This is a genomic window from Streptomyces sp. NPDC001920 (genome assembly GCF_053594495.1).
The window spans coordinates 181,597-205,228 of sequence record NZ_JBSFEP010000007.1 but is presented as its reverse complement, the minus strand read 5'-3'; the positions used below and the strand labels follow the sequence as shown (position 1 = coordinate 205,228).

At 72.6% G+C, this 23,632-nt stretch carries 21 protein-coding genes; 7 read left to right on the top strand and 14 right to left on the bottom strand.

Annotation, left to right across the window (positions count from 1 at the left end):
• Positions 1 to 50 precede the first annotated feature (50 nt).
• Entirely contained in the window at positions 51 to 647 is a 597-nt protein-coding gene (locus ACWCPI_RS14285; protein ID WP_451038391.1) for a flavin reductase family protein, read from the top strand.
• Positions 648 to 690: 43 nt separating this feature from the next.
• Here the strand turns inward: ACWCPI_RS14285 and ACWCPI_RS14280 are convergent, their stop codons facing one another.
• Positions 691 to 2,004, bottom strand: a complete 1,314-nt coding sequence (locus ACWCPI_RS14280) for an MFS transporter (protein ID WP_451038390.1) — start codon at positions 2,002 to 2,004, stop codon at positions 691 to 693.
• A gap of 71 nt (positions 2,005 to 2,075) precedes the next feature.
• On the opposite strand from ACWCPI_RS14280, the gene ACWCPI_RS14275 reads away from it, so the two are divergent.
• Positions 2,076 to 3,095 (top strand): GlxA family transcriptional regulator, encoded by a 1,020-nt coding sequence (locus ACWCPI_RS14275; RefSeq protein ID WP_451038389.1) that lies wholly within the window; start codon positions 2,076 to 2,078, stop codon positions 3,093 to 3,095.
• Here the strand turns inward: ACWCPI_RS14275 and ACWCPI_RS14270 are convergent.
• From ACWCPI_RS14270 to ACWCPI_RS14255, 4 genes are all read right to left on the bottom strand, one after another.
• On the bottom strand, positions 3,006 to 4,253 hold the full coding sequence (locus ACWCPI_RS14270) for an MFS transporter (RefSeq protein ID WP_451038388.1): 1,248 nt from the start codon (positions 4,251 to 4,253) through the stop codon (positions 3,006 to 3,008). The two genes, ACWCPI_RS14275 and ACWCPI_RS14270, sit on opposite strands and share 90 nt — an antisense overlap.
• 174 nt (positions 4,254 to 4,427) lie before the next feature.
• Positions 4,428 to 5,477 carry an alcohol dehydrogenase catalytic domain-containing protein gene (locus ACWCPI_RS14265; protein ID WP_451038387.1) on the bottom strand — a complete coding sequence of 350 codons (1,050 nt, stop codon included), beginning with the start codon at positions 5,475 to 5,477 and terminating at the stop codon, positions 4,428 to 4,430.
• Positions 5,477 to 6,628 (bottom strand): acyl-CoA dehydrogenase family protein, encoded by a 1,152-nt coding sequence (locus ACWCPI_RS14260; protein ID WP_451038386.1) that lies wholly within the window; start codon positions 6,626 to 6,628, stop codon positions 5,477 to 5,479. The genes ACWCPI_RS14265 and ACWCPI_RS14260 overlap by 1 nt, the downstream gene beginning before the upstream one ends.
• Before the next feature lie 117 nt (positions 6,629 to 6,745).
• Positions 6,746 to 7,657: an SDR family oxidoreductase gene (locus tag ACWCPI_RS14255; RefSeq protein WP_451038385.1), complete on the bottom strand. Its 912-nt coding sequence runs from the start codon at positions 7,655 to 7,657 to the stop codon at positions 6,746 to 6,748.
• Positions 7,658 to 7,752: 95 nt separating this feature from the next.
• Here ACWCPI_RS14255 and ACWCPI_RS14250 point away from each other — a divergent pair, with 95 nt between their 5' ends.
• Positions 7,753 to 8,679, top strand: a complete 927-nt coding sequence (locus ACWCPI_RS14250; protein ID WP_451038384.1) for a cyclase family protein — start codon at positions 7,753 to 7,755, stop codon at positions 8,677 to 8,679.
• A gap of 460 nt (positions 8,680 to 9,139) precedes the next feature.
• Here ACWCPI_RS14250 and ACWCPI_RS14245 read toward each other — a convergent pair whose 3' ends face one another.
• The 3 genes from ACWCPI_RS14245 to ACWCPI_RS14235 form a co-directional block, all read right to left on the bottom strand.
• Complete coding sequence (locus tag ACWCPI_RS14245; RefSeq protein WP_451038527.1) at positions 9,140 to 9,595, bottom strand: ATP-binding protein; 456 nt, start codon at positions 9,593 to 9,595, stop codon at positions 9,140 to 9,142.
• 508 nt (positions 9,596 to 10,103) lie between these two features.
• A complete protein-coding gene (locus tag ACWCPI_RS14240; protein ID WP_451038383.1) occupies positions 10,104 to 10,979 on the bottom strand; it encodes an acyl-CoA dehydrogenase family protein in 876 nt (291 codons plus the stop codon).
• Between the two features lie 3 nt (positions 10,980 to 10,982).
• Positions 10,983 to 12,116 carry an acyl-CoA dehydrogenase family protein gene (locus ACWCPI_RS14235; RefSeq protein WP_451038382.1) on the bottom strand — a complete coding sequence of 378 codons (1,134 nt, stop codon included), beginning with the start codon at positions 12,114 to 12,116 and terminating at the stop codon, positions 10,983 to 10,985.
• Positions 12,117 to 12,253: 137 nt separating this feature from the next.
• Between ACWCPI_RS14235 and ACWCPI_RS14230 the strand changes: the two genes are divergently transcribed.
• Entirely contained in the window at positions 12,254 to 13,765 is a 1,512-nt protein-coding gene (locus ACWCPI_RS14230; RefSeq protein WP_451038381.1) for a class I adenylate-forming enzyme family protein, read from the top strand.
• Here ACWCPI_RS14230 and ACWCPI_RS14225 read toward each other — a convergent pair.
• On the bottom strand, positions 13,744 to 14,256 hold the full coding sequence (locus ACWCPI_RS14225) for an EF-hand domain-containing protein (RefSeq protein ID WP_451038380.1): 513 nt from the start codon (positions 14,254 to 14,256) through the stop codon (positions 13,744 to 13,746). The two genes, ACWCPI_RS14230 and ACWCPI_RS14225, sit on opposite strands and share 22 nt — an antisense overlap.
• A 151-nt stretch (positions 14,257 to 14,407) precedes the next feature.
• Positions 14,408 to 14,788 carry an STAS domain-containing protein gene (locus ACWCPI_RS14220; RefSeq protein WP_451038379.1) on the bottom strand — a complete coding sequence of 127 codons (381 nt, stop codon included), beginning with the start codon at positions 14,786 to 14,788 and terminating at the stop codon, positions 14,408 to 14,410.
• A gap of 391 nt (positions 14,789 to 15,179) precedes the next feature.
• On the opposite strand from ACWCPI_RS14220, the gene ACWCPI_RS14215 reads away from it, so the two are divergent.
• On the top strand, positions 15,180 to 15,764 hold the full coding sequence (locus tag ACWCPI_RS14215; RefSeq protein ID WP_451038378.1) for a sigma-70 family RNA polymerase sigma factor: 585 nt from the start codon (positions 15,180 to 15,182) through the stop codon (positions 15,762 to 15,764).
• Complete coding sequence (locus ACWCPI_RS14210; protein ID WP_451038377.1) at positions 15,761 to 17,194, top strand: MDMPI N domain containing protein; 1,434 nt, start codon at positions 15,761 to 15,763, stop codon at positions 17,192 to 17,194. Before ACWCPI_RS14215 ends, ACWCPI_RS14210 begins: the two co-directional genes overlap by 4 nt.
• Positions 17,195 to 17,295: 101 nt before the next feature.
• On the opposite strand, the gene purU is transcribed toward ACWCPI_RS14210, so the two are convergent.
• Positions 17,296 to 18,177 (bottom strand): formyltetrahydrofolate deformylase, encoded by an 882-nt coding sequence (purU, locus tag ACWCPI_RS14205; protein ID WP_451038376.1) that lies wholly within the window; start codon positions 18,175 to 18,177, stop codon positions 17,296 to 17,298.
• A gap of 82 nt (positions 18,178 to 18,259) precedes the next feature.
• Positions 18,260 to 18,760: an SCO4402 family protein gene (locus tag ACWCPI_RS14200; protein ID WP_451038375.1), complete on the bottom strand. Its 501-nt coding sequence runs from the start codon at positions 18,758 to 18,760 to the stop codon at positions 18,260 to 18,262.
• A 117-nt stretch (positions 18,761 to 18,877) separates the two neighbouring features.
• Here ACWCPI_RS14200 and ACWCPI_RS14195 point away from each other — a divergent pair, with 117 nt between their 5' ends.
• Positions 18,878 to 20,185, top strand: a complete 1,308-nt coding sequence (locus ACWCPI_RS14195; RefSeq protein ID WP_451038374.1) for an ABC transporter substrate-binding protein — start codon at positions 18,878 to 18,880, stop codon at positions 20,183 to 20,185.
• Positions 20,186 to 20,200: 15 nt separating this feature from the next.
• Here ACWCPI_RS14195 and ACWCPI_RS14190 read toward each other — a convergent pair whose 3' ends face one another.
• Together ACWCPI_RS14190 and ACWCPI_RS14185 are read right to left on the bottom strand one after the other, a co-directional pair.
• Positions 20,201 to 21,985 carry a hypothetical protein gene (locus tag ACWCPI_RS14190; RefSeq protein WP_451038373.1) on the bottom strand — a complete coding sequence of 595 codons (1,785 nt, stop codon included), beginning with the start codon at positions 21,983 to 21,985 and terminating at the stop codon, positions 20,201 to 20,203.
• A gap of 200 nt (positions 21,986 to 22,185) precedes the next feature.
• Positions 22,186 to 23,571 (bottom strand): transcriptional regulator, encoded by a 1,386-nt coding sequence (locus ACWCPI_RS14185; protein ID WP_451038372.1) that lies wholly within the window; start codon positions 23,569 to 23,571, stop codon positions 22,186 to 22,188.
• Positions 23,572 to 23,632: the final 61 nt, after the last annotated feature.

The following is a 23,632-nucleotide window of genomic DNA, read 5'->3' as shown; positions in this document are numbered from 1 at the left end:
CGCCGCGGGCCTTCACATCTGACTGCACGTCAGATTCAATGGACGATGTGATGGGACAAGCAGGCACGGCCGAAGCCGCCGTCCGCTACCTCAGGTCCGGCCCTCGCCGCGGCCCCGTCGAGGCGCTGCCGCGGCCCGATCTGCGGTGCGTGCGCGACGACGAACGCGAGCCGCTGGACCGAACCGAGTTCCGGCGCGTGCTGGGGCACTTCGCGACCGGCGTCACGGTGATCACGGCACGCTCGGCCGATGACACCGGCTCCCCCGCCGGTTTCGCCTGCCAGTCCTTCTCCTCCCTCTCCCTCGACCCGCCCCTGGTCGCCTTCATGGTCGGCCGTACGTCGACGACGTGGCCGCGCATCGCGCGCGCGGGCGGCTTCTGCGTGAACGTCCTGAGCGCCGGCCAGGCCGAACTGTGCCGCGCCTTCGCGGTGAGCGGAGCGGACAAGTTCGCGGGCGTCGCCCACGACACGGCTCCGGTGTCCGGCGCGCCGCGCCTGGCGGGCGCACTCGCGTGGATCGACTGCGCGATCCACGCCGTGCACACCGGCGGCGACCATCTGATCGTGGTGGGCCGGGTGGACGCCCTGGGGGCGAGCGACGGGGACGAGGCGCCGCTGCTGTTCCACAAGGGGCGGTTCCTCTGAGCCCACGGGGCGCCGACCGGCAGCCCTCGGTCCCCGAGCAGCGCTACGCCCCTTGGACCGACCGCGCCGCCCGGGCCGCCGGCCGGCGGATCACCAGTGCCATCAGCGCGGCCGCCGCGCACAGCGCCCCCGACGCCCACCACACGATGTCGTACGACCCGAAGACGTCCCGCGCGACCCCGCCGAGGAAGGCCACCAGCGCGGCGCCGACCTGGTGGGAGGCGAGGACCCAGCCGAAGACGATCGCGCTGTCGTCGCCGTACTGCTCCCGGCACAGGGCGATGGTGGGCGGGACGGTGGCGACCCAGTCGAGGCCGTAGAAGACGATGAAGAAGATCATCGGCAGGTGGATCGTCGGGAAGAGCAGCATCGGCAGGAAGAGCAGCGAGATCCCGCGCAGGGCGTAGTAGACCGCGAGCAGGCGGCGCGGCTCGAAGCGGTCGGTGAGCCAGCCGGAGGCGATGGTGCCGAGGACGTCGAACACGCCGATGACGGCGAGCAGCGAGGCGGCGGCCGGGACCGGCATGCCGTGGTCGTGGGCGGCGGGCACGAAGTGCGTCTGGATGAGGCCGTTGGTGGAGGCCCCGCAGATGGCGAAGGTGCCGGCGAGCAGCCAGAAGGGACCGGTACGGGCCGCCGAGAAGAGCACCCTCACCGCCCTGCGGGCGGCCCCCGGTACCGGCGCCGGCTTGGGCACGAACTCCGTCGCGCCGTACGGCCGCAGACCCACGTCGGCCGGGTGGTCGCGCAGCAGCAGCCAGACGAAGGGGACGACGGCCAGGGCGGCGAGCGCGACCGTGACCGCGGCCGGCCGCCAGTCACCCGCGTCGACCATGAGGGCCATCACGGGCAGGAAGACCAACTGCCCGGAGGCCGAGGCGGCGGTGAGGATGCCGGTGACCAGGCCGCGCCGTTCGGTGAACCAGCGGTTGGTGACCGTGGCCGCGAAGGCCAGCGCCATCGAACCGGTGCCGAGACCCACCAGCAGGCCCCAGCACAGCAGCAGTTGCCAGGCGGCCGTCATCCACACCGTCAGACCCGAGCCGAGCGCGATCAGCACCAGCGCGACCGCGACCACCCGGCGGATGCCGAAGCGGTCCATCAACGCGGCGGCGAACGGGGCGGTGAGGCCGTACAGGGCGAGGTTGACGGAGACCGCGGCGGCGATCGTGCCACGCGACCAGCCGAACTCCCCATGCAGCGGATCGATCAGCAGCCCCGGCAGGGAGCGGAAGGCGGCGGCGCCGAGGATCGTCACGAAGGCGACGGCGGCGACGAACCAGGCGCGGTGGATGCGGCCGCGCCGTGGGCTCGGCGGGGACGGGTCGACGGCGGTGGCTTCGGTTGTCTGCGTCACGACAACGAGCTTCGGGCCTGCGCTCCCCTCGATCCATTGGCCCGAAGGACAGCATTCGTTAGGATCGGGCCATGCGTCGCCGTGAACCGGAGTTCCGCCCGCACCGCGTGGCCGTCCTCGCGCTGGACGGCCTGCTCCCCTTCGAGCTGGGCATCCCGCACCGGATCTTCGGCCGCCCCAAGGACGCCGCGGGACGGCATCTGTACGAGGTCGTCACCTGCTCGGTCCGACCGCCCGGCCCGGTCCGCACGGACGCCGACTTCGCCATCGACGTCGCCAACGGCCCGGAGGCCCTCGCCACCGCCGACACCGTGATCGTCCCGGCGTCGTACGAACTCGGCCCGGTCTTCGAGGAGGGCGTGCTCACCGACGAACTGGCCGCCGCGCTCGCCCACATCCGCCCCGGCACCCGCCTCGCCTCCATCTGCACCGGCGTGTACGTACTCGCCGCCGCGGGCCTCCTCGCCGGCCGCCCGGCCACCACGCACTGGGCGGACGCCGAGCGCTTCCAGCGACTGTTCCCGACGATCGAGGTCGACGCGGACGTCCTGTTCATCGACGACGGTGACGTGCTGACCTCGGCCGGTGTCGCCGCCGGGATCGACCTGTGCCTGCACATGGTGCGCCGTGACCACGGCACGGCGATCGCCAACGACGTCGCCCGCCGCACGGTCGTACCGCCGCACCGGGACGGCGGCCAGGCCCAGTACATCCACCGACCGGTACCCGACCCGCAGCAGGCGTCCACGACCACGGCACGCGCCTGGGCCCTCGGCCGCCTGCACGAACCGATCCAGTTGCGCGACATGGCCGAGCAGGAGGCCATGTCCGTACGCACCTTCACCCGCCGCTTCCGCGAGGAGGTCGGCGTCAGCCCCGGCCAGTGGCTCACCCAGCAGCGGGTGGAGCGGGCCCGGTACCTGCTGGAGTCCACCGACCTGTCCGTGGACCAGGTCGCCCGGGACGCCGGCTTCGGCACCGCTCAGTCGATGCGCCAGCACCTACAGACGGCTCTCGGTGTCACCCCCACCAGCTACCGGCGCACCTTCCGCGCCGGCGAGCCCGACAACCAGGTCACCGGCCGCATGTGAGTCCTCCCGGCGGGCCTCGCCCCACCAGCCGAGCGCCGTCAGCAGCAGGGTCAGCACCACACCGGCCTGGATGGCCGTGGACGGCGCCACCACCTGGAGCAGCCCGCCGGCGAGGGAACCCGTCGCCGCATAACCGGCGCCCGCGGCCGCGTACATCACGGAGTAGCCGGCGGCCAGTGCCCCCGGCGGCAGGGCCTCGCGCAGGGACAGGTTGCGGGTGATCAGCGCGCCCGACTGGAGCAGTCCCGCCACGACGAGGGCGACCGCGATCCCCGCCGCCCCCGGTATCAGCGCGGCCAGCACCACGAAGACCGACATACCGCAGATCAGCACCGCACTGCGCACCCGCAGCCGCCCAGGCCACGCCCGCAGGCCGTACAGGAACGCGCCGAGTGCCGCGCCCGTGGCCATGCCGGCCAGCATCGGGCCGGACCACACCACGCCGATGCCGCGCTGTTCCAGCAGGGCGGGCAGGGTGAGTTCGGCCAAACCGAGCAGGGTGAGACCGGCCGCCCCCGTGACGTACACCGGCCAGGCGCGAAGCAGAACGCGGAGCCTGGCTCGTCCCGCCTGTTCCCGCTCGCCCGTCGACCAGCCGGCGGGCAGCAGCCAGTGGCCCGCGATCCCCAGCGCCATGGAAACGGCCACGAGGAACAGCGGCGCCCGGGGAGCCACCCCGAGGGCGAGGCCGGCGACCGCGACCGGGGAGACGGCCCACACACCCGACATCAGCATCGACTCGACGGACAGCGCCTGTGCCACGGCCCGCTCCGGGACCAGCGAGGTCAGCAACGCCCGCTGTCCTCCGGCGACTCCGGCCGGTGCCGCACCGGCCAGGAACGCCAGCGCGCCCAGGACGAGAGGGTGGGCACCGGCCAGCGCCCCCAGCCCGGCGAAGCCCGCCGTCCCGCCCGCGAGTCCGAGGGTCAGATGGCGCCGGCCACGAGCCGGGTCCGTCCGCATCCCGAGGACCGGGGCGCAGATGATCTCACCGAGCACATAAGCCGCCGCGAGAGCGGCCCCCAGCGTGTAGCCGCCGGGCCGCTCGCGCACGAGGAACACCAGGGCCAACGGCGTCATGGCGACCGGCACGCGCGAGGCGACGGCGGTGCAGGCCCAGATCAGGACCTGCTTGGAGGCGACGTCTCGGTAGGTCATGGAACGACGGTAGGCGTCGCCACCGACAACACGGCAGCGGTTTTCCGGGCCTGTGGAAAACCGCGTGGAGAGGCCCGGAGAGCGCCACCGCAGCCGGGCACCGGGCCGAGCGGGATCCCGGGCCGAGCGGGATCCCGGGCCGAGCGGGATCCCGGGCCGAGCGGGATCCCGGGCTCAGAAGGTGAGCACCCCGCGCGCCACCTTCCCCGCCTCCGCGTCCGCCGCCGCCCGCTCGAATTCCTCAACCGGGTAGGTCTGCGTCACCAGTTCGTCCAGCATCAGCCGCCCCGCCCGGTACAGCTCGGCATACAGCGCGATGTCCCGCTGCGGCCGCGACGAGCCGTACCGGCAGCCCAGGATCGACTTGTCCAGGTACATCGACGACACCGCGAAGGACGCCTCGGCCCCGGCCGGCGGCACCCCGAGCAGAACCGCCTGCCCGTGCCGGTCGAGCAGCTCGACCGCCCGCCGGACCAGTTCCACGCGCCCCACGCACTCGAAGGCATGGTCCGCCCCCGTCGGCAGCAGTTCCCGCACCCCCTCCGTCGAGGTCAGGAAGTCGGTCGCCCCGAACTGCCGCGCCACCGCCTCCTTGGCCGGGTTCGCGTCGACGGCGACGATCCGCAGCGCCCCCGCGATCCGCGCGCCCTGCAGGACGTTGAGGCCGATACCGCCGGTCCCGATCACGAGCACGCTGTCGCCCCGGTCCACCTTCGCCCGGTTCAGCACGGCGCCCACCCCGGTCAGCACCCCGCACCCGATGAGCGCGGCGGACGGCAGGGGGATGTCCTTGGGGATGCGCACCACCTGCACCGCCCTGACCACGGTCCGCTCGGCGAACGCGGAGTTGGAGGCGAACTGGAAGAGGGGCCGCCCTCCTCGGGTGAACGGCTGCCCGGGCCGCCCGATCGCCTGCCGGCACATGGTCGGCCGGCCCCTGTCGCACTCCGCGCAGGTACCGCAGTTGGCGAGCGTGGACAGGGCCACATGGTCGCCGGGCACCACATGGGTGACGCCCACACCCACGGCCTCCACCACCCCGGCACCCTCATGTCCCAGCACCACAGGAACCGGGAAGGGTATGGTGCCGTCCACCACGGACAGGTCGCTGTGGCAGAGCCCCGCGGCCGAGATCGCGACCAGCACCTCACCCGGCCCCGGATCCCGCACCTCCAGGTCGGAGACAACCTCGACCCGCGTCCCGTCGAACACCACGCCGCGCATCACACCACTCCCTTGGGTTCCCTCGGCAGTCCGAGCACCCGCTCGGCGATGATCGTGCGCTGAACCTGGTCCGAGCCGCCGTAGATGGTGTCGGCCCGGGAGAACAGGAACAGGTGCTGCGCCTCGTCGAGTTCGTACGGCGCCGAGGGCGACCACTCCACCGGCCCGACCGAGCCCGCCGCGCCCCGCACCAGCAGCGCCAGCTCCCCGAGCCGCTGATGCCAGCCGCCCCACAGCAGCTTGGCCGCACTGGGCGCACCCAGGTCACCCGGACTGCCCAGCGTCCGCAGCGCGTTCCACCGCATCACCCGCAGTTCGGCCCACTGCCGCACCAGCCGCGCCCGCACGACGGGATCCCCGGCCGCGCCCGACTCGACGGCGGCCCGCACGATCCGCGCCAGCTCCTGGGCGAACCCCACCTGCTGCGCCAGCGTCGACACCCCCCGCTCGAATCCGAGCAGACTCATCGCGACCTTCCACCCGGCGCCCTCACCCCCGACGACGTGCTCCGCGCGCGCGTGCGCCCCGTCGAAGAAGACCTCGTTGAAGTCACTGGTACCGGTCATCTGCCGGATGGGCCGCACCTCGACACGCCCCGGCTGGTCCATGGGGACGAGCAGGAAGCTGAGGCCGTGATGGCGCCGGGAGTCCGGATCCGTGCGGGCCAGCACGAAGCACCAGTCCGCCTCGTGGGCCAGGGAGGTCCAGATCTTCTGCCCACTGACCCGGTACGTCCCGTCCGAGGCCCGTTCGGCCTTCGTACGGATCCCGGCGAGGTCCGAACCCGCCCCGGGCTCGCTGTACCCCTGGCACCACAGCTCCTCGCCGCCCGCGACCGGCGGCAGGAACCGGGTCTTCTGCTCGTCCGTCCCATGGGCGAGCAGCGTCGGGGCCAGCAGCTTCTCCCCGATGTGCCCGGAGCGCGGCGGAGCGCCCGACCGTGCGTACTCCTCGGCCCAGGCGACCTGCTGGGTCAGGGTGGCGGTGCGGTTTCCGTACCCGCCCTCGCCCCAGCCGAGCCCGATCCAGCCTGCTTTCCCGAGGGTCCGTTCCCAGGTACGACGGTCCTGCGCGCCCCCGATGTGCGCGGAGAGCCACTCCCGCGCCTCGAAGCGGAAGTCCTCGTCCTCGACGGCAAGTCCAAAGTCCACTGACGTCTCCTTCCAGGCGCCGGGTGCTTCGCCTCTCCCGGGGCGCGGGGCCGTGACAGGGTGCGGCTCCACCGCGTGGGCGGGCGCCTCCGCGGCCGCCGGACACCCCCCGGAATCTCAGGCGTTGGGCCGCGCCCCCTCCCGCGCCGCCTTCTCCATCGCCTCCACCCGCTCCAGCATCGGCATCGGGTCCACGCCCACGGACCCCGGCAGCAACTCCGCGACCTTCTGCGGGGTCCACCCGCCGAAGGCGTAGGCGGCCCGCAGCTCCCTCGGTTGCGCCCACACCGCGATCTTCGGTCCGGCGACCGTGTACACCTGGCCCGTCACGCCGTGCTCCCGAGCGGCGTCCGAGAGCAGGTAGACCACGAGGGCGGCCACGTCCTCCGGCTCGCCCATCTCGGTCAGCTCCATCGGCACGTTCGCCGACATCCGCGTACGGGCCACCGGCGCGACCGCGTTCGCGGTCACCCCGTACTTGTTCAGGCCCAGCGCGGCGCTGCGCACCAGCGAGATGACCCCGCCCTTCGCCGCGCTGTAGTTGGCCTGCGACACCGACCCCTGGTGGTTGCCGCTGGTGAATCCGATCAACGTCCCGGCCCGCTGCTCACGCATCACCGAGGAGGCGGCCCTGAAGACCGTGAAGGTGCCTTTCAGATGGGTGGCCACGACCGGGTCCCATTCCTCCTCGGTCATGTTGAACAGCATCCGCTCGCGCAGGATCCCGGCGACGCACACGACCCCGTCGATCCGCCCGTACGACGTCAGTGCCGCGTCCACGACCCGCTGCCCGCCCGCCATCGTGGACACGTCGTCGGCCACGGCGACCGCCTCCCCGCCCGCGGCCTCGATCTCCTTGGCCACGCCTTGGGCGACCTCGCTGGTGGGCGCGGCCCCGTCCACGGACACTCCGTAGTCGTTGACGACGACGCGCGCTCCCGCGGCGGCGGCCGCCAGCGCCACCGCCCGTCCGATCCCCCGCCCGGCGCCGGTCACGGCGACGACCTTGCCTGCCAAGAGGTTCCCCACGCTCCGGCCCCTTCCCGCGGTTTCTGACGGTCCGTTAGATTCGATTCGATTCTACGACCCGTCAGATACGCGGAGACAAGCCCCGGGGAGGACTCATGTCACTGCCGGACGCGTTCCACGAGATCGCCAAGCGCGTGAACAACTGGGGCCGTTGGGGGGCGGACGACGAGATCGGCACGCTCAACCTGATCACCGAGGAGGTCGTCCGCGAGGCGGCGGCCTGCGTCCGCACCGGCCGCCGCGTCCCCCTCGCCCTCCCCCTGCGCCAGGACGGCGTCCAGACCGGTGTGATCCCGGGGCGCGTCAACCCGCTGCACTCCATGGTGCAGATCAACCAGGAGCTCTTCGGTCCGGGGACCGTCGCGTGCAGCGACGACATCGTGACCATGGGGCTGCAGGCCGCCACCCACTGGGACGCGCTCACCCATGTCTCGCACTCGGGCCGGCTCTACAACGGCCGCCCCGCGAACACCGTCACGGCGCACGGCGGCGCCGAGTTCAGCGGCATCGACAAGGCACGGCACATCGTCTCGCGCGGGGTACTGCTGGACGTGGCACGCGCGCGCGGCGTCCCGCGTCTCGACGGGGGGTACGCGGTCACACCGCAGGACCTGGAGGCGGCCGAGGAACTCGCGGGGACGCGTGTGCGAGCCGGTGACATCGTGCTCGTGCGGACGGGGCAGATCCAGGTCTACCTCGCCGGCGACCGGCACGCGTACGGCTACCCCTCACCCGGACTGTCGGTCCGTACGCCGGAGTGGTTCCACGCGCGCGACGTGGCGGCGGTGGCGAACGACACGCTCACGTTCGAGATCTTTCCGCCCGAGACCGAGGATCTGTGGCTTGCCGTGCACGCCCTCGACCTGGTGGAGATGGGAATGCTCCAGGGCCAGAACTGGAACCTCGAAGAGTTGTCCACAGCCTGTGGACAAGAGGGTCGCTACACGTTCCTGCTGTCGGCGATGCCCGAACCGTTCGTCGGCGCGACCGGGACCCCCGTGGCCCCCGTGGCCGTGCTCTGACGCGCATCCGATCCCGGCGCACCCGGTCTCGCGCCCAGGGGCGCACCATGACGTCATGAAGAGGTCGGCTGGCGGCGCGGCTTCCCACTCGGCTTCACCCGAGCCGGGAGGTGCCCCATCCGCCCCGAGCACGGCACCGCGCGCCGCCATCCGACTCCGGCGTACCCGCCCCGGCCCCTCTGCCCCCCAGAAGACCGACGCCGAATCACGACCCACACTCGACAAGGGCCTCCGTCACCGAAGCCCTCGTCGTCCCCTCGCGGCGAATCGCTGACCACAAGCGTGATCAACCGGACACTCGACGTCAACACCCACTCGGGGATTTGCCGCTTACGTCCCGGTTTCCCTCGCCGCGCACGGAAGCATGCCCGGGCGCACCCATGCCAGCCCGAGCTGACAGGGCAACGCCTTCTGCATCCGTGCATCCGGGCCCGACGGATTCCGCACGCCCGTGCGCCCGTCAGACCGCCTCGTACGCGAGCCCCTCACAGGCGGACACGCCGCCGCCGCAGGCGGAGCCGTTCACCTCGGCGGCCCGGTCCAGTTCGCACCAGATCCGCTTGCCGGCACCCTCGGTGCACCAGCCCCACCGGTCCGCGAGGCCGTCGACGAGCGCGAGGCCCCGGCCGCCCGTCGCGTCGCTGTCGACACACCGGGGCACCGGCGCACGGTCGCTGCGGTCGGCGACCTCAAGCCGTACGGTGGCCGACTCCTGGGTGGCGCCCGACAGGGACAGCCGCAGCACGGCCGGGCAACCGGTGTGCACCACGGCGTTGGTGACGAGTTCGGAGACGAGCAGGATGAGGGTCTCGGCGAGCGGCTCGTCGACCCCTATCCCGGACCCGGCGAGCCGCGAGCGGGCCCACCGCCGGGCTCGCCCGACCTCAGCGGGGTCGGGCCGGATCTCCAGCTGCACTTGAAGCACCTGCACCGCTCACACCATCCGAACCGGCGGACACATAGCCCCGCGCCTCACGAGGGCCACGATCCTAGCCATTCTTTTCATGGCCAGAACAATGGCCAAAGCCAGGGTCACGGAAAGTGAATCCCTTGGCTGACAGCATGGTTGACGTACAGTCACCCCAACAAGCGCTTCGGGCATATTCCAGCGCGAAGGATTACCCGTGCGCCATACTGTGCGACGCTCGCTGCGGGGAGTCGAACAGGCGGAGACAGAAAGCCCTCTCGCCCCGTGAGTGACGGCGCGCACCGCCGGATCCGGAGCCACCTCAAGGGCGACACCGGCACGGCTCGCGCTCGGAACCACTCGCATCTCACACAAGGTACCGGAGCGGACGGCCGACTCCAGGCCGTGACGAGTCACGCGTAGGACACAACCCGATATCAACGCTCTGTAATTCCGGTATGCCACAATCCGCGACATCCACATCGGCGGGACCGGCGAGAGCGCAGACCAGGAAGCGTCAGGGCGATTCGGCGAGAAGTTCAGCGGCCAGCCGCTCCTCACTCTCCGTGACACTCCCCGCACGACGGGTGCGCACCCATGCCCGCTTGAGATGCAGATGGACCTCGAACTCCCAGGTGAATCCCATGCCGCCGTGGACCTGGAGGCAGTCGCGGGCGCCGCGCACGGCGGCCTCGTCGGCGAGCAGCCGGGCGGTGTCGATGTCGGCCGGGTGGGCGGTGACCGCCGCCGCGTAGACGGCCGCGCGGGCCGTCTCCGTCCGCACGAGCATCTCGGCGCACAGGTGCTGCACCGCCTGGAAGGCGCCGATCGGCCGCCCGAACTGCTCACGCACCCGGGCGTGTTGCACGGCCAGCTCGCACGCGCGTGTGGCGCTGCCCAGTTGTTCGGCCGCGGTGAGCAGGACGGCCAAGGGATCCACGCCGCAGGCCGCGGGAACGCGATGCAGGGGGGTCAGCGGGTCGACCGACCGCAGCGGTACGGCTCCCCTCACGTCCCCGCGCACGACGTCCGCCTCGGCGAGCCACTCCACCAGACCGCCGCCGGCCGCCGTCACGACCGCCTCCCCGCGGGCCGCCCCGGGCACCTCGCCCGCGGCGAGGTGCGTGGCCACCAGGGGGCCGGGCAGCAGTGTCCGCCCCGCCTCCTCGAACACCAACACGGCCTCGGGCAGCCCGAGTCCCACCCCGCCCTCGGACTCGGGCCGCCGCAGCGCGAAGAAGCCCGCGGCGCCGAGCTCCCGCCACAGCGCCCGGTCCAGGCGGCCGGGCTCGTCGACGGCGGCCCGCAGCGCCTCCCCGCCGAAGCGCCGCGCCAGCAGCCCCCGGACCGCGTCCCGCAGAGCCCGCTGGTCGTCGGTCGGCTGGAAACGCATGCGTCACCTTCCTTTCGGCAGCTTGAGGATCCGCTCGGCCACGATGTTCCGCTGGATCTGCGAGGTCCCGGCGGCGATGGTGTACGAGAGCGAGGACAGCCGGTCGAGCGTCCACGGCCGGTCGAGGTCCAGGCAGTCCGGTCCCAGAACGTCGGCCGCGGCGTCGTAGAGCTCCTGGCGGGCGTGCGAATACCTCAGTTTGAAAACCGAACCCCCGACGCCCGGCACTCCGCCCGTCAGCTCGGCCTCGCTCACGTTCCACTGCGTCAGCCGCCACAGCGCCCGGAACTCGGCGTTCAACCGTCCGAGCCTCAAGCGCAGCCCGGGATCGTCCCAGCGCCCGCTCTTGCGCGCCTCGACGGCGAGTTCGCGCAGCACCCGGCGGCAGGCGACGACCTCGCCCACGAAGGCCGTGCCACGCTCGAAGGACAGGGTCACCATCGTCACGCGCCAGCCGTCGTTCTCGTCCCCGACCCGGTTGGCGACCGGCACCCGCACCTCGTCGAGGAACACCTCGGCGAACTCGGCGGACCCGGCGAGGGTCCGCAGCGGCCGTACGGTGACGCCCGGCGCGTCCATGGGCATGGCCAGCCAGCTGATCCCGCGGTGCTTGGGCGCGTCGGGGTCGGTACGCACCAGCAGCTCGCACCAGTCGGCCACTTCGGCGTGCGAGGTCCAGATCTTGGATCCGCTGACCACATAGTGGTCGCCGTCCCTGCGCGCGCGTGTGCGCAGCGCCGCCAGGTCGCTTCCGGCGTCCGGTTCGCTGAAGCCCTGGCACCAGACCTCGTCCCCGCGCAGGATCGGCGGCAGCCAGCGCGCCCGCTGCTGCGCGGTGCCCTCGGCGGCGATGGTCGGCCCCGCGTGCAGCAGCCCGACGAAGCCCGCCCCCACATAGGGCGCGCCCGCCTTCTCGGTCTCCTCCAGGAAGATCAGCCGCACGGTCGGGGAGGCGTCCCAGTGGACGTCGGCGTACCCGGCGTCGTACAGCCTGCGCTGCCAGCCGAGGTCGTAGGCGCGGCGCCCCGGCCAGTCGTCCGGGGAGGGCTTCGGCGGGAGGGTGGGCAGGACCCGGCTCAGCCACTCCCGCAGCCGGGCCCGGAACTCCTCCTCCTCCGAGGTGCAGGCGAGGTCCACACGACCCCCCTATCTGATGGACCGTCAGGTCTGACTCCTGCGGGAAGGCTAAGTCCCGTACCCCTGGACCGGCAAGGCGGCGAGCCCTACGCTCTGCCCACGATCTGACTGACCGTCAGCTGAGCCAGGGGGCCGTCATGAACGACACCGCTCACGCACTGAGTTCCTCGCGCACCCTCTGGGAGCTTCTGGTCCGCCGCGCCGACCGCACCCCCGACCGCCCGGTCCTCCTCCAGGACACCCGCTCGCTGTCGTTCGGCGAGCTGCGCGCGCGTGCCGAGCGCGTGGCGGCCGGCCTGTACGACATGGGCGTACGCCCCGGCACGGTGGTCGCCTGGCAGCTGCCCACCCGCATCGAGACGGCCCTGCTCTCCTTCGCACTCGCCCGCCTGGGCGCCGTGCAGTCACCGGTCATCCCGTTCTACCGGGACCGCGAAGTCGGCTTCGCACTGCGCGAGTCGAAGGCGGAGTTCTTCGCGGTACCCGGCGAGTGGCGGGGCTTCGACCACGTGGAGATGGCGCGGCGGCTGGGCGCCAAGGGGATCTTCGAGGCATACGACGCCCTGCCCGACGGCGACCCGTCCGCCCTGCCCGCGCCACCCGCCGACGGCACCTGCGTCCGCTGGATCTACTGGACCTCGGGGACGACGTCCGACCCCAAGGGCGTGCTGCACACCGACCGGTCCCTGATCGCGGGCGGCTCCTGCCTGGCGCACGCCCTGCGTCCCACGGCCGACGACATCGGGTCGATCGCCTTCCCCTACGCGCACATAGGCGGCCCGGACTACATGGTGATGCTCCTGCTGTACGGCTTCCCGGCGGTGATGTTCGAGCAGTTCGCGCTGCCGGAGGCGCTCGTGGAGTACCGCAGGCACGGCGTGACGATCGCCGGCGGGTCGACGGCGTTCTACTCGATGTTCCTGAACGAGCAGCGCAGGCAGCCGTCGGGCGGCAAGGTCGTCCCGTCGCTGCGGCTGCTGGCGGGCGGCGGCGCGCCCAAGCCGCCGGAGCTCTACCATGCCGTGGTCCGCGAGATGGGGGTGCGGCTCACCCACGGGTACGGCATGACCGAGGTGCCCATGATCACGATGGGGGACCCGGACGACACGGCGGAGAACCTGGCGACGACCGAGGGACGGCCGCCGCCGAAGATGGAGATCCGGATCGTGGACGGGGAGGTGCGGCTGCGCGGGGAGGCGGTGTGCCAGGGCTATCTGGACCCGGCGCAGACGGCGGCCGCCTTCGACGAGGAGGGGTTCCTGCGCACCGGCGACCTCGGCCACCTCACGGACGATGGGCATCTGGTGCTGACCGGACGGCTCAAGGACGTGATCATCCGCAAGGGCGAGAACATCTCGGCCAAGGAGATCGAGGACCTGCTGCACCGGCATCCCGCGGTGGGGGACGTCGCCGTCGTCGGGCTGCCGGACGCGGAGCGCGGGGAGCGGGTCTGCGCGGTCGTGGAGCAGCCGGCGGGCGCTCCGCAGCTGACCCTGCAGGCGCTGACGTCGTATCTGCGCGCGGAAGGGCTGTCCACGCACAAGCTGCCGGAACAGCTGGAGGTGGTGGACGCCCTTCCGCGCAACGAGACCCTGCGCAAGGTCCTCAAGTACCAGCTCAGGGAACGCTACTCGGGGACCGTGAAGTAGCGGGCGAACGCGGTCACGATCTCGCTCTCGGCCACCCTGCCGTCGCCGTCCGCGTCGAGCGTGGCGGCGGCCGCCTCGGCGGCCTCCCGCGGCACGCCGAGGCAGACGAGCACGCGCGCGGTGTCGGTCACGGTGGCGGCCCCGTCGCCATCGGAGTCGGCCAGGTCGAGGGCGGCGTGCAGGAAGGGGCGGGCGATCTCGGCGAACCGGTCGGGGTTGTCACGCAGCCGCTTGACCGCGCTGTTGACGAACTCCTCGCGGGTGATGCGCTGATCGCCGTCGCGGTCCGCGATCCCGGCCATGCCCTGCCAGAACGCCTCGGCGCCGCCGTACAGCGCCTGACCCTTGTCGGACCGGGCGGCGATGCCGAACTCCGCGAGCAGCGCCTTGGCCGCCGCACTGAAGTCCTCCCGGTCGATGGAACCGTTGCCGTCCTGGTCGAAGGTGGCGAACCGGGCGGCGATCCTGCGCTCGTACTCGCTGCTGACCATGTCTTATCGGGCCGCCTTACGTCACGTGGGGTGCTTCCGGCACGGAGCGTACGACGCCGGGAGCCGTCCGGGCGCGGGAAAGCGACGGTTGTGCCAAGACCGAGGGAATTTTGCGACAACGATGTGGTACTTCGGGGGAAGTCCCGGCTGTTCAGGCCGACAGCGGCCCGGCGTCGTCCGCGACCGCCGCCGTGACGTCCGGGTACACGTCGAACAGCCGGCGTACTCCCAGCGCCCCCAGCACCCGGTTGACGTGCGACCCGTCCACCGCGCCCTGCGCCGGGAGTATCAGCCGCAGGCTGCCCTGACAGGAGCGGATGAGGCGGCGGGCGGCGATCAGCACGCCGACGCCGCTGGAGTCGCAGAACATGACCTCGGACAGGTCGAGGACGAGGCTGTGCCGTCCCTCGGCCACCGCGTCATGGATGTGCTGACGCAACGCCGGTGACGTCACCAGGTCCAGCTCGCCCGACACCTGGAGCACGGCCCAGTCGCCCCGCTCACCGCCGGTCACTTTCACCGTCACCACCACGCCCCTCGCTCGCCGGACCCGCCGAACCGGAAGCGACTCCTACGCTTCCTTGCAGCGCGGCTGCCCAGCGGCTGTTCCCTGAAACACCACCCAGAAAACGGTCACCGATCAGAAGAGGCTTGTTTCAATCGCATTCGATCCTGTTCGATCGAGTCTGATCGGACGGTGCACGGGTAACCGGGCGAGGTGCGAGGTCTTGCCTCACGCCTGCGCGGGCCCCTCTATCACGAGTGCGAGGTGCGTCACCAGCGATGAGCCTTCAAGGGGCGCACATTGCCACAAAGGGGCGTGCGCTGTCGGACGTGCCGACTACATTCGGGAAGACGGTGGACGCACGCTGGACAGGAACGGACCGGTGAGAGCCTGTTCCCAGGCTCTGGAGGGGGGCCGTATGGCGAAGAAGGACGCACCGCCCCGCTGGGACCGCAAGATGCAGCAGCGACTCGCCCGCGGCGAGGCGGCCGCCCTCGGCGAGCTGTACGACCGGTTCGCCTCCCTCGTCCACGGCCTCGCCCACACCGTGCTGGGCGACGAGCGTGCCGCCGACCACCTCACCCGCGACGTCTTCGCCCATGTCTGGGAGCACCCGGACAGCTACGACCCCAAGCAGGGCCCGCTGCGCAGCTGGGTCGCGGCGCTGACCCACCGCCTCGCCGTGCAGCGGCTGCGCGCCACCGAGACCGCCGCCCTGGCCAGGGCCGGCCACGGCTCCCCCGAGGAACTGGAGCGCAAGGTGCGGCACGCCTCGGTGGCCGCCCGCGCCGACTACATCGTCCAGTCCATGCCCGTCCCGCTGCGCGCCGCCCTGGAGCTGGCCTACTTCCAGCGCCGTGACTACCGCCAGACCGCGGCCGACCTCGGCGTCACCGAGGACGAGGCCCGCCGGCGTCTGCGCCTGGGCCTGCAACTGCTCTCCACGGCCCACGACGCCGGGGCGCCACCCGGGGTACCGCCGGGATACGGGGGTGCGGTGTGAACGAGGCGAGGCGCTTCGAGGCGTACGACGAGCACGAGGGCCCGGAGGAGGAGGCCGGCCCCCAGCCGCGCGAGGACTCCTTCCCCGGCCCGTCACCGACCTGCTCCTCCCCGGCCGAGGACGAGGAGGAGCAGGGCTGCGCGGACGCCGCGGGAACGGACGGCACGAACAGCGGCGACGGCGACGACCGGCACCCCGCTCCCGGGCCGGACCCGGAGCGGCCGCCCCGCACACCGCTCCCGCGGGCCTCCGTCGAGGACACCGGGCACCCCCTGACCGACCCGGCCGGCGTCGGCGGACCGACGCCGCCCGTCCTGGAGCACCGGGTCCTGAAGTCGCTGCTCGGCGCGTGGGCGCTGGCCGCCTGCTCACCGCAGGAGACGGCGGCCGTGGAAGAGCACCTCGGCACCTGCGGTCTCTGCGCCGACGAGGCGCGTCGGCTGCGCGAGGCCGTCGGGCTGCTGCACCCCGCCGAGAGCCTCGACCTGGACCCCGCCTTGCGCACCCGCGTCCTGCAGGGCTGCCTGGAGCGGCGCCCGCCCCGCATCCCGGTGCCGGAGTGGGCGACGCCGTACGACGCCGAGACGGCCCGCCTCGACGCCCTGCTGCAGGACTTCGGGGACGCCGAGTGGCACGCGCCGGTGCGGCTGCGGTGGTTCCGGGGTGACGAGCCGACGAGCCGTCGTACGACCGTCGCCGGCGTCATCGCGCATCTGCTGACGGTCGACGGGCTGGTGGCGGTCGCGCTGGGCCTGGACGACCCGCTGGGTGAACTGGCCGCCGACCGGCCGACGCCGGCCGGGCGCACGGAGGCGTACTGGCGGGCCTCGCACTACCCGCCGACCCGCGCCGTCCGGGCGCCGTGGCGCGAGCAGTCCCACGCCCTGGTCCGCACGGCGTCCTTCACGGGCGGCGGCGCGGGCGGACTGTCCGTGTCCTACGGCGACTTCGAACTGCCGCTGCGGGACGCGATGCTGGACCGGGCCTTCGAGTGCTGGGTGCACGCGGAGGACATCGCCGAGGCGGTGGACTACCCGTACGAGCCGCCGTCCGGCCGCGACCTGCACTCCCTGGTGGACCTGGCGGCCCGCATGCTCCCCACGGTGCTCGCGGCCCGCCGCCGCGCGGGCCTCGCGGCACCGCCGCCGCCCGGCCCGCACCGCCGTCTCGTGCCGGCCGGCGAACCGGGCCGCAGCCTGCGCCTGGAGATCGAGGGCTCGGGCGGCGGAGAGTGGCTGATCCCCCTGGACTCCCCGGCGGCGGTCGGCTCAGCGGAGCACGAGGTGGCCCATATCGCCCTGGACGGCGGTGAGTTCTGCCGCCTGGCCGCGGGCCATGTGTCTCCCGCGGAGGCCGCGGCCGGGCAGGTGGGGGATCGTGAGGCCATCCGGGATGTGCTGCTCGCCGCGGCGAGCCTGAGCCGGATGTAGACGGGCCGGCGGGTTCGTGGGCGGCTGAGGGGGTGGTGGCCGGTCGCGGGATTCCCGCGCCCCGGTACCCGCAGCCGCCCGACGCCAGGTGGACCCGAGCCTCAGGCGAAGACGACCGTCCGCCGGCCGTTCAGCAGGATCCTCCGCTCGGCATGCCACTTCACCGCCCGCGCCAGCGCCTGGCACTCCACGTCGCGCCCGATCGCGACCAGTTGGTCCGGTGTGACGCCGTGCCCGACCCGCTCGACCTCCTGCTCGATGATCGGGCCCTCGTCGAGGTCGGCCGTCACATAGTGCGCGGTCGCCCCGATCAGCTTCACACCCCGCGCATGCGCCTGGTGATACGGCTTCGCGCCCTTGAAGCTCGGCAGGAAGGAGTGGTGGATGTTGATGATCCGCCCGCTCAGCTGCTTGCACAGGTCGTCCGAGAGGACCTGCATGTAGCGGGCCAGCACGACCAGCTCCACGCCCTCCTCGCGCACGATCTCCAGCAGCTGCGCCTCGGCCTCGGGCTTGTTGTCCTTGGTCACCGGAATGTGGTGGAAGGGGATGTCGTACGACCCCACGAGCTCGGCGAAGTCGGTGTGGTTGGACACCACGGCGGCGATCTCCACCGGCAGCGCGCCGATCCGCGCGCGGAACAGCAGGTCGTTCAGGCAGTGCCCGAACCTGCTGACCATCAGCAGGACCCGCATCTTGTCCTCGGCCCGGTTGATCTGCCAGTCCATGTGGAAGGAGTCACCGATCGCCGTGAAGCTCGCCCGCAGCTTGTCCACCGTCACCGGCGCATCCGCCGAGAAGTGGACGCGCATGAAGAACAGTCCCGTGTCGTGGTCGCCGAACTGCTGACTGTCCTCGATGTTGCAGCCGGTCATGAAGAGGTAGCTCGACACGGCGTGCACGATGCCCTGCTTGTCGGGGCAGGACAGGGTGAGGACGTACTGGTCGGCGGGGACCGCGGCTCGGGTGGACTGCTCGTTCATGCAGCACAGGGTCCCATATCCGAGGCCCCCGGTGGGCAGGCGTCCCGGCACGCGGACCGCGCGATCCGGACCTCCGGAGCCGCTACGCGGACCGCGTCATGATCCGCAGCACCTCAAGGGTGCGCGGCGGGGCCTCCGGGTCCTCGCCGTCGGCCATGGCCATCCGGACATGCGCGTCCCGTGCCGCCCGCACCGCCTCCGGCCACCCCTGGTGCTCCAGGTACGCCGAGACCGGCGCGTCCGGGCCGACCTGGTGCATGATCCGCAGCACCCGCAGCACGGCCGTGTCCACGAGCGCCGCCTCCTGCGAGTCCCGGAAGATCGTGCCGACGTACTTCTCGGCGGACCAGTTGTCCAGCCAGGTGTCCTCGACCAGGCGGTACACGGCGTCGGTGACGTCGCCGTACCCGTCGACACCGGCCAGCCAGACGTCCCGCTGGAACATCGGGTCGGAGAGCATGTGCAGCGCGGAGCGCACATTGCTGCGCCAGCGCCACCACGGCATGTCGTTGAGTGGCATGCCGCCCATGGTGGATGAGCGACGGCTGCGACGGGAAGAGCTATCCGAACCTTGCACAGTCATCGATCGTACGATCCTCTTCACACGACCGTCACCGGCCCCCGCAATTCACCTTCCGGTCACCGTCCGCTCACCATGGGTCACGCCAGGGTTCGTTGTGTGGCGGAATCGTGCGTGTCCATGACCGGCAGGCGACGCACCCGCAGCCCCTACCTTCCCGTGATCACCAAGACCCGCAGAGCGGTGACCCGCTCGGCGGCGACACTGGTGGCCTGTGCGTCGCTGACGGTCGGATGCGGGGTCGTCCCCGGTGCCACGGGGGGCGCCGGGGACACTCCGATCACCGTTATGACCTGGGCCCCGCAGGAGACCAAGGCCACCAACAAGCCCGGCATGCCCGCCTTCGCCCAGGCGTACGCCCGCTGGGTCAACGCCCGAGGCGGCATCGGCGGCCGCAAGCTGAGGGTCCTCACCTGCAACGAGCACAACGACAGCTTGGGCGCGGCGAAGTGCGCGGACCGCGCGGTCAAGGAGAACGTCGTCGCGGTCGTCGGCTCCTACAGCCAGTACGCCGACACCTTCCTGCCCTCCCTGGAGGGCGCCGGCATCCCCTACATAGGCGGCTACGGCATCACCAACGCCGAGTTCACCAGCCCGCTCTCCTATCCCGTCAACGGCGGCCAGCCCAGCCTCCTGGCGGGCCTCGGCCGGGAACTGGCCCGCAGCTGCGGCCCGGTCATGCTGGTGCGCCCCGACACCATCGCGGGCGACGAGCTGCCGCCCCTGCTCGACTCGGGTCTGCGGGCGGGCGGCCACACCAGGTCGAGCGACCAGCTGGCCGACGAGGACGCCACGGAGTACGGCAGCCAGGCGGCGCGGGCGCTGAACTTCTCCGCCACCGACGCGACCAGGCGGGGCTGCGTGGTGCCCGCCCTCGGCGACCGCACCACCACCTTCATGGACTCCTTCCGGCGCGCCCGCGCGGACCACCCCGACGTGCGCACCGCCACCGTCCTCGGCAGCGTCGACCAGACCGTGATCAACGCCAACGGCGGCGCGACCGGCCCGTACGAGGGGTCGTACATCACCGGCTGGTACCCGGTCGCGAGCGACCCGCGCTGGGACGCCATGAAGAAGGTGATCAGCCGGGAGGCATTCGGCGACAACCGCATCGACCCCGCGGACGCCGGGGTGCAGACCACGTGGATCGCGTACACCGTGTTCCGCAAGGCGGTCGAGTCGCTGGGCGACGGCGAGGTGACCGCGGACGCCGTACGAAGGTCGCTGGACGGCGGCCTGAAGGTCTCCACGGGAGGCCTCACCCCGACCCTGCAGTGGAAGTTCCAGGACGTCCTGGCCGCGGTCGGCTACCCCCGTCTGGTCAACCGCGAGGTGACCCTCCAGGTCGTACGGGACGGCCGGCTGGTGGCGGCCCGCAAGAACTTCATCGACGTCACGAAGACCCTGCAGAACGCCGACCTGGGCTGACCGCCCGGCCGGGGCTCACAGCTGGGTCGGCTGGCGCTCCGTCAGGCCGTACTTCTTCGCGATCGTGTTCCACAGCTGCGCGGCCGTCTTCTTCTCCCGGCTGGCCGTGCCGCTGTCGCGGTTGCCGGCCTGGGTCTGGTCGGTGGCCCGGGCCTGGCCCCTGCGGCACAGCTTCTTGTTGCCGGCGACCTGGTCGGCCCAGGCCGCGTAGTGGTTGTCGGCGGACGCCGACGCCCGCCACGCCTTGTTCAGCGCGGTGGTCAGCTCGGTGTGGCCGGGGAGCTGGTCGACCTTGAGCGCGGCCAGGTCGGTGACCAGCTTGTTGCGCTGCCCGGCCGCGTCCCGCAGGTCCTTGGCGGCCTTCGGGAGGTTCTGGCAGGACTTCACGGCGGCCACCGCGTTGATCACCGTGGTACGGCTGTCGCCGCTGACCGCCAGCAGCTTGTCCAGGGCGACCGCCTGCTCCTCGGCCGGGTCGGCGGACGGCGAGGAGGAGCCGCTGCCGGTCGTCGGCGCCGTGGCGGAGACGGGTTGGTTGTCGCTCTTGCCGCCGTCCCCGTCCCCACCTGCGAGCAGCGCGCCCGCGCCGATGCCGAGGGCCACGATGCCCACACCGACGCCGGCGAGGAGCGGCACCTTGGATCCCTTGCGACCGCCGCCGCGGCCGGCCCGGCCGTCATGGTCGTCGTCGTGGCCGTACCCGCCCTGCGCGCCGGGCGGGAAGTACCCCGCGCCGGGCGGGCCCTGCCGGTGCGGCGGTGGCTGCTGGATGCTCGGCAGCTGCTGGGTGGCCGCGGCCGGGGGCTCACCGCCCGGCTCGCTGCGGAAGAGACCGTCGAAGTCGGAGAGCGGCTGCCGCTGCGAGACGCCCGCGGGCCCGCCGGGGACGGGCGGGATGTACTGCGTGGCCTCCGCGTCGGACCCCGCGGGCGGCATCGGCCCGGCAGCGCCCTGCGGTGCGGCACCGCCGCCTTGCCGGGCGCGCCGCAGGACCTGCGTGCTCTCCGCGGACGCCTCGGGCGGCAGCGCCCCCGGCCCCACCGGCGGGAGGTACTGCGTGGCGCCCTCGTCCGCGGCGGGCGCGGGGGACGCGGCGACGGGCGGTATGTAGCGCGTGACCTGGTCGTCCGTACCCGCGGGGGCGGCGCCGACCGGCGGTATGTACTGGGTCGCGCCCTCGTCGAAACCTCCCGCGGCGGGCGGCAGCGGAGCGCTGGCGCCACCGTAGCCGGGAGCGCCGGAGCCCTGCCCACCCGCGGGCGGCAACGGCGCCGACGGGCCGCCCTGCCCGTACGGCGGCTGCGGCGCGGGCATCGGCGAACCGGCCGGGGCACCCTGCCCGTACGACGGCGCACCCTGCGGACCCGCGCCGTACGAAGGCGCGCTGGGCGGCGCACCCTGCGGACCCCCGCCGTACGACGGGCTTTGAGAGGGCAGCGGATGCGCCGGTGCGCCCGTGTGGGCCTCCGGCGCCGCGTTCCACGGGGCCTGCTGCTGCGACTGCGGCTGGTGAGGCTGTTCCTGCCCGCCCCAGCCGTGGCCGGGCGGCGTCCCCCAGGCCTGGCCGGGGGCGGGCGGGTTCTGGTTCTGGTCGGGTCCCCACGGGGTGCCCCAGGCCTGGCCGCCGGGCGGTGCCGCCGGCTGAGGCGCCGTCGGCGGCGCGGCCTGTCCCGGTGCGGGCCGGCCGGGCTGCCCGCCCGTCACGCCCGGGAGCAGCGGCTCACCACCGTCGGAGGGCAGCACGATGCCTTCGCGCGCGGGTCGCGCCGAGGGCTCCTCGCCCTGTCCACTCTGCGTCACCGGGACTCCTACGAATGGGGGACCTTCGGAATCGTCGGCTCACGCTACCGGGTCCTGAGTTCCGGGTGCCACGCGACCGATGACCTGACCCGCGCCCCTGTGACCTGCGTAACAGCCAGGTCCCCCACTCGCTATGTGCGCCCTCCCCTCACGCCGGAGCCTTCGTTTTCCTGTCGTTCACGCCCCCGTGCCCCCTGATTTCACGCGGCGGCCTGGAGGTCCAGGCGCGCCCCGAACTCCCTTACCACCGGCTCGTCCCGGTACGGCTCCAGCCGCTGCTGGAAGTCCTCCAGGTACTCGGCGCCCCGATTGGAACGCAGCGTCTCCAGCAGCTCCACGGCCTGCAACCCGGTGTGGCAGGCCTGTTCGATGTCACGCTGCTGCACCTGCGCCGTGGCGAGCAGCACATACCCGATGGCCCGGCGTCGTGCCTTCGTCCGCGGAAGCCCGGCCAGCGACTCCTGCGCGCACCGCGCCGCCGCCTCGGCCTGGCCGAGATCGCGGTGGCAGTGCGCCAACTCGTCCGCGAGATACGCCTCGTCGAAGTGCCCGATCCACGCCGGGTCGTCCCCGGACTCCGGCTCGGCCGCCTCCAGGGCACTCACCGCACGCCCGGACGCCACCTGAGTGGCCCGCACGTCGCCCATCAAGGCATGACCGCGGGCCTCGGCCGCATGGAACATCGACTCCGCGCGCGGGGTCACGCGCCCCCGCGCCCCCTCCTGCGCCGCCCTTGCCAACTGCGCGATCTCACGCGGGTTTCCGAGCTGCGCGGCGAGATGGCTCATGGACGCGGCCAGCACGTACCCGCCGTATCCGCGGTCGCCCGCCGCCTGCGCCAGCCGCAGCGCCTGGATGTAGTACCGCTGCGCGAGACCCGGCTGCCCGGTGTCGACGGCCATGTACCCGGCGAGTTCGGTCAACCGCGCCACGGCGGCGAAGAGTTCCCGGCCGACCGCCTCCCGGTACGACCCGGCCAGCAGCCCGGAGACGACACTGTTGAGGTAGTGCACGACGACCGGCCGCACATGCCCGCTGCCGTACTGGTGGTCCAGGTCCACGAGCGCCTGGGTCATCGCCCGCACCGCCGCCACGTCGGACTGCCCCACCCGCGGCCCCGCCGAGCGCGCCACCTGCGAGTCGGGCGACGAGATCAGCCAGTCGCGGCTCGGCTCCACCAGCGCGGACGCGGCGACGGACGAGCCGGACAGGAAGTCCCGGCGCCCGACGTCGCTGCGCCACAGCTCGCAGACCTGCTCGATGGCCCCCAGTACCGTCGGCGAGAACTGGAGACCGACGCCGGACGCGAGGTTCTTGCCGTTGGCCATGCCGATCTCGTCGATCGTGACCGTACGGCCGAGCTTGCGGCCGAGCGCCTCCGCGATGATCGCGGGCGCCCGCCCCCGCGGCTGCTGTCCGCGCAGCCAACGGGCGACCGAGGTCTTGTCGTAGCGCAGATCGAGGCCGTGCTCCGCGCCGCACATGTTGACCCGGCGGGCCAGTCCTGCGTTGGAGCAGCCCGCTTCCTGAATGAGCGCCTGCAGCCGTTCGTTCGGCTGTCGCGCGACGAGAGGCCTTGCGGCCATGGCGTACCCCCTGTGGCTGCGGTGCCTGCCCACGCACCGAGTTGTCGTCTCTTCCACGTGC

What these genes read in the sequence shown, in the direction of transcription:
- ACWCPI_RS14285 (WP_451038391.1), top strand. Translation starts at nt 51, where the DNA reads ATGGGACAAGCAGGCACGGCCGAAGCCGCCGTCCGCTACCTCAGGTCC.
- ACWCPI_RS14275 (WP_451038389.1), top strand. Translation starts at nt 2,076, where the DNA reads ATGCGTCGCCGTGAACCGGAGTTCCGCCCGCACCGCGTGGCCGTCCTC.
- ACWCPI_RS14270 (WP_451038388.1), bottom strand. Translation starts at nt 4,253, where the DNA reads ATGACCTACCGAGACGTCGCCTCCAAGCAGGTCCTGATCTGGGCCTGC.
- ACWCPI_RS14265 (WP_451038387.1), bottom strand. Translation starts at nt 5,477, where the DNA reads ATGCGCGGCGTGGTGTTCGACGGGACGCGGGTCGAGGTTGTCTCCGAC.
- ACWCPI_RS14250 (WP_451038384.1), top strand. Translation starts at nt 7,753, where the DNA reads ATGTCACTGCCGGACGCGTTCCACGAGATCGCCAAGCGCGTGAACAAC.
- ACWCPI_RS14240 (WP_451038383.1), bottom strand. Translation starts at nt 10,979, where the DNA reads ATGCGTTTCCAGCCGACCGACGACCAGCGGGCTCTGCGGGACGCGGTC.
- ACWCPI_RS14230 (WP_451038381.1), top strand. Translation starts at nt 12,254, where the DNA reads ATGAACGACACCGCTCACGCACTGAGTTCCTCGCGCACCCTCTGGGAG.
- ACWCPI_RS14225 (WP_451038380.1), bottom strand. Translation starts at nt 14,256, where the DNA reads ATGGTCAGCAGCGAGTACGAGCGCAGGATCGCCGCCCGGTTCGCCACC.
- ACWCPI_RS14215 (WP_451038378.1), top strand. Translation starts at nt 15,180, where the DNA reads ATGGCGAAGAAGGACGCACCGCCCCGCTGGGACCGCAAGATGCAGCAG.
- purU (WP_451038376.1), bottom strand. Translation starts at nt 18,177, where the DNA reads ATGAACGAGCAGTCCACCCGAGCCGCGGTCCCCGCCGACCAGTACGTC.
- ACWCPI_RS14200 (WP_451038375.1), bottom strand. Translation starts at nt 18,760, where the DNA reads ATGACTGTGCAAGGTTCGGATAGCTCTTCCCGTCGCAGCCGTCGCTCA.
- ACWCPI_RS14195 (WP_451038374.1), top strand. Translation starts at nt 18,878, where the DNA reads ATGACCGGCAGGCGACGCACCCGCAGCCCCTACCTTCCCGTGATCACC.
- ACWCPI_RS14185 (WP_451038372.1), bottom strand. Translation starts at nt 23,571, where the DNA reads ATGGCCGCAAGGCCTCTCGTCGCGCGACAGCCGAACGAACGGCTGCAG.